Annotated in this window: 4 protein-coding genes; all 4 read left to right on the top strand. The window is 62.7% G+C overall.

Going from position 1 to position 4891, the window contains the following annotated elements:
- The coding region (locus AC1DW9_RS36140) for a caspase family protein (RefSeq protein ID WP_476855380.1) at positions 1-1859 on the top strand (1859 nt) is incomplete at its 5' end.
- A gap of 632 nt (positions 1860-2491) precedes the next feature.
- Entirely contained in the window at positions 2492-2881 is a 390-nt protein-coding gene (locus AC1DW9_RS36135) for a RidA family protein (RefSeq protein ID WP_476777516.1), read from the top strand.
- 372 nt (positions 2882-3253) lie between these two features.
- Complete coding sequence (locus tag AC1DW9_RS36130) at positions 3254-3613, top strand: RidA family protein (RefSeq protein WP_441505657.1); 360 nt, start codon at positions 3254-3256, stop codon at positions 3611-3613.
- Positions 3614-3837: 224 nt separating this feature from the next.
- Complete coding sequence (locus AC1DW9_RS36125) at positions 3838-4728, top strand: UbiA family prenyltransferase (protein WP_476777515.1); 891 nt, start codon at positions 3838-3840, stop codon at positions 4726-4728.
- The last annotated feature ends 163 nt before the right edge of the window (positions 4729-4891 follow it).

Here is a 4891-nt window from a genome sequence, read left to right as displayed (position 1 = left end):
CAGGCCACGGGATGGAGATCAACCGTGAGAACTTCCTGATCCCGGTGGACGCGAGGCTGGCTGCGGAGCGGGACGCGGATGACGAAGCCATATCGCTGAGCCGTGTGCTGAAATCGCTTGATGCGGCGACTCGATTGCGCCTGGTGATCCTCGACGCCTGCCGCGACAATCGGTTCGCCCCCATCAGCCGGCTGGGCCAGCGGCGTTCGGCCACGCGCGGTCTGGGGCGTGTCGAGCCGCCCTCGACTGATACGCTGATCGCTTACGCGGCGAAGGAGGGCACCACGGCGGCGGACGGCCTGGGCACCCACAGCCCCTACACCGACGCCCTGCTGAAACATCTGGTGAAGCCCGATCTCGATATCCGGCTTGCCTTTGGCTCCGTGCGCGACGAGGTGCTCAAGGCAACTGGCAACGCACAGGAGCCCTATATCAACGGCTCCCTCGGCGGGAAGATGATCTCGCTTGCGAAGTCCGGCGCCCCCCATCAGCCCGCTGCCGCCGCGGTCGTCGGAACGCAAGTACAGCCGGGCGAGGCGGCGGAACAGGTGGCCTTCGCGATGGCGCAGCAACTGAACTCACGGGACGCTTGGCGCGCCTTTCTGGCCCGCTACGACACCGGCCCGAACGCGGTGATCGCCCGCGCTGCCTTGTCTAAGATCGAGGTCCAAACCACCTCGCTCGCGCAGCCGCCCGCCACTCCTCTCGCGCAACCATCGAATACCGTAACGGTCGCCATGCGCCAATGCGCCTTGCTGGCGGCGCATCCGTTCGATGGGGGACGGCTAGCGGGAGTTCCCGGTGTTTTTCTGGAAAAAATCGTTGCGGCAGAAGCTGTTCCGGCTTGCCGAGAGGCGCTTGCAGAACGGCCGACAGATCCTCGTCTCATGTTTCAACTCGCCCGGGCGTTGGAGGCCGGCAAGGTTGATACTTATGAGGCGACAGTCCGCTACCGGGTCGCGGCAGAGGCCGGCTTTGCGCCTGCGATGAATAATCTGGGCTCGATGTATGCGAACGGCCTCGGCGTGGCGAAGGACGAGGCCGAGGCGGTTCGCTGGTATCGCAAGGGCATTGAAGCCGGCAACGCGGATGCAATGGTTAGTCTTGGGTCGATGTATGTCGACGGCCGAGGCGTGGCGAAGGACGAGGCCGCGGCGGTTCGCTGGTATCGCAAGGGCGTTGAGGCCGGCAACGTAGCAGCGATGTATAGTCTGGGGTGGATGTATCAGAACGGCCGAGGCGTGGCCAAAAGTGAGGCCGAGTCAATCCGCTGGTATCGCAAGGCCGCTGACGCCGGTGATGCGGATGCGATGAATAATCTGGGGTGGGCGTATCAGAACGGCCGGGGTGTAGTGAAGGACGAAGCTGAGGCGATTCGCTGGTATCGCAAGGCGGCTGACGCCGGCAGCGCGCCTGCGATGTTTAATCTGGGATGGATGTATGATGTTGGCCCAAGCGTACCGCGGAACGTGGATGAGGCGGTTCGCTGGTATCGCAAGGGCGCTGACGCCGGCAACGCAGGTGCGATGAATAAACTGGGAATGATGTACGCGGCTGGTGAAGGCGTTGTGAAGGACGAGCCTGAGGCGGTTCGCTGGTACCGCAAGGCCGTTGACGCCGGCGACGCGGATGCGATGAATAATCTGGGGTCGATGTATTTTGACGGCCGAGGAATGGCGACGGATTACGTTGAGGCGGCTCGCTGGTATCGCAAAGCCGCTGACGCTGGCAACGCAGGTGCGATGAATAAACTGAGTATGATGTATGCGACCGGACGGGGCGTGGCGAAAAGCAGGGCGGAAGCGGCCGCTTGGGATAAGCGGGCCAAGGCGGCTGGCTATACTAGCGAATCCGATTGAAGGGGCAGGGTATTCGAAAGAGAAGCCGGCAGCCGGCAGCGGGAGGAAACCTGGGTCTACCACTCTGGCAGACGACTTTTGCGGACACATATTTGCGGTTAACTCGATTGCGTTCTCCGCTTGAGATTGTGATGGAAAGGATGCGCTGGACGTCCGCCGGGAGAGCGTAGAACGGCATGACCTCGCGCCAGAGGCGGGGCCAGCTATGGGCGATGGCCGGGTAGGCAACCGTAAACGGCGCCGAGGGGCTATCTGATCTTCCGCCGCATGATGGAACGGAAGTCTGTGCCACGCCTGCCTCCTAGAAGGGCAGATGACCCTCGCAGGATGAAAGCGATGATCGCCGGGCGATCCAGCGTAGCTCCCGGGATCAATCTTGGGCAGCCAACAGGTGGCCGTCGTAGCGCGGCAAATCATATCGGTACTTCAAATACATAAGTGTTCGCAGTTTTATCCTGAATGGCACGCCAGTTCTCCCACAGCAATCTGAGACTGGACGGGGTGACCCGTCTGGCTGGGCTTCTGACCATAGGTTAGCCTTGGCTCAGGCGCCGTTGCTGGCTTGTGCAGCCCTCGCGACTGTTGCCCGATAGCGGCCGGCCGCCGCGCAACTCCCACCCCACAGGTTCACGATGCCCAAACGTACGATCTCTTCCGACCGTGTCTTCAAGGGAAGGCTCCCTTTCGCCCAGGCGACGGTCGCCGGGGACTTCATGTTCGTCTGCTGCGTCGGGATGGACAGGGAGGGCAAGTATGCCGTCGGCGACGCACGGCGTCAGACGCAGCAATGCATCGACAACATCCGCGCTCTCCTGGAGGAGGCGGGCGGCAGCCTGAAGGATGTCGTCAAGTGCACAGTCTATGTCACCGACCGTGCCTATTGGGAGCCGATGAACGAGGTCTATTTCGCCAATTTCGCCGAGGATTCGCCGCATCGCGTGTCCTGCATCGTCAATGGCCTCGGCTCGCCCGACTGTCTCGTCGAGATCGACGCGACCGCCTATCTCGGTGAAATGACGTAGACCTCGCGATCGCGCAGCGGGCGGTCGCGCGCTGCGCACATCCTGAGGCCGGATACTGGACCGGTCTGACCGCTCGGCCTGATCGCAGCTCGCGCCGTTGCCTGCATAGGATCAGCTCTTGCCCAGTCGAGGCTTGGACGTGCGGGGTCGCGAGAGTGCCTTGCACGTGATTGGCCCGCGCGCATGGATTGTGCGTCGGGCGTTGCTTACCCTTTGCAGTCCGTGACCAGTCTTGCGCCGGCTCGCCCATAAGATGCGGAGCGCAATGCAGAATGCGGACCAGTCTGCCGTGGAGTTGCGCTCCGAGGCGGGGCTTGGCATGCGCGACGCTCTATGCCGTCACGATTCAAACAACCAGGAAGATACAGAGCCATGTCGATCGAACGTATAGGCCTGACGGAACGGTGGTGCGACGCCGCCATTTTCAACGGCATTGTCTTCCTCGCCGGCCATGTCGCGGAGAAGACCGAAGGGGAGACGCTGACGCGGCAGACCGAGGAGGTGTTGGCCTTGCTCGAGGAAACGCTCGAAGCCGCCGGTAGTGCGAAGGACCGGATTCTGAGCGTTCAGATCTTCCTGACCGATATTGCTGGGATCGCCGAGATGAACGCCGTCTGGGACAAATGGGTCGCCCGCGGCAGCGCGCCGGCGCGCGCAACGGTGGAAGCGAAGCTCGCTTCGCCGGGATATGCGATCGAGATCACCGCTGTGGCCGCGAAGAAGGCCCCCTGAATTCCGGGGGCCGCGCGGCACATCGGCAATCTGACCTATCGTCAGCCTGTCATTAAGCATGGCGGTTGAATCTCGACGAGGCGGACGTGATTTCCACCGCGGTTTAGGGATTTGACCGCCATAGCAGGACGCGCCGAGGCCGTTCCTGTTCGCCTCGCACGGGAAGCCATGACGATCTTTGTTCGATCGCCTGGCGGCCCTGAAAGGTGGACAAGGGCTTTGACATGTCTGTTCGCGCGATGATCCGAGCGATGCGACCGCATCATTGGCTCAAGAACGGGCTCGTCTTCGTCCCCATCCTGCTGAACCATGACGTGTTCGATCTCGCGGCGCTCGGCCACGGGGCGATTGCGTTCGTCGCGTTCAGCCTGCTCGCCTCGGCGATCTATCTCCTCAACGATATTGTCGATGTCGAGGCCGATCGGCGGCACCCGACCAAGTGCAAGCGCCCTCTGGCTGCCGGCGAGATCACCGCGAAGCAGGCTTATGCTGCGGTGCCACTGCTGATGATCGCGGCCTTCGCTTCGTCAGTGTTCGTGCCTGAGCCGGGTACGTTCCTGCTGGCGCTGACCGTCTATCTCGTCCTGGCGCTGCTCTATCTGTTCGTTCTCAAGCGCAAGCTGCTGGTCGACGTGCTCGGGCTTGCAGCTCTGCATACCCTGCGCATCCTGGCCGGCAACGCCGCGGCGGCGATTCCGGTCTCGTCCTGGCTGCTCGCCTTCTCGATGTTCCTGTTCTTCAGCCTTGCGCTGGTCAAGCGCTATGCGGAGCTGCGAATCACGCAGGACCAGTCCGGGCTGAAGAAGGCCGGCCGCGGCTATCAGGCCGAGGATATCGAGGCCCTGTCGCAGCTCGGCATGGCCTCGGGCTGCACCTGCGCGCTGATCATGGCGCTCTATGTCGATAGTGCGGCCGTGAAGCAGCTTTATCGTCACCCCGAGATCATCTGGCTGGTTTGCCCCGTCATCCTCTATCAGATGGCGCGGATCTGGTTTCTCGCCCGTCGTGGTCAGATGCCGGATGATCCGCTGGTCTTCATGATCCGCGACTGGCGCAGCCAGGTGACGGGTGGGTTGGTGCTGCTGATCATGGTCGCCGCGACGGTCCTGCCGTGAACGGACGAGCGCCCGAATATCGGTCCTGGGGCGGCCTCATCGCCCGGAATACGCAGATCATCATGCCGGACGCCTGGAGTGCCGAGCCTGCGCGCTACCCTTCGACCGTGCTCGCCTATGGCAATGGCCGTTCCTACGGCGATTCCTGCCTCAATGATGGCGG

Source organism: Allobosea sp. P4_E12, from assembly GCF_056401655.1.
The sequence above is the reverse complement of the archived record's forward strand: the minus strand, read 5'-3'. Positions and strand labels throughout refer to the sequence as shown.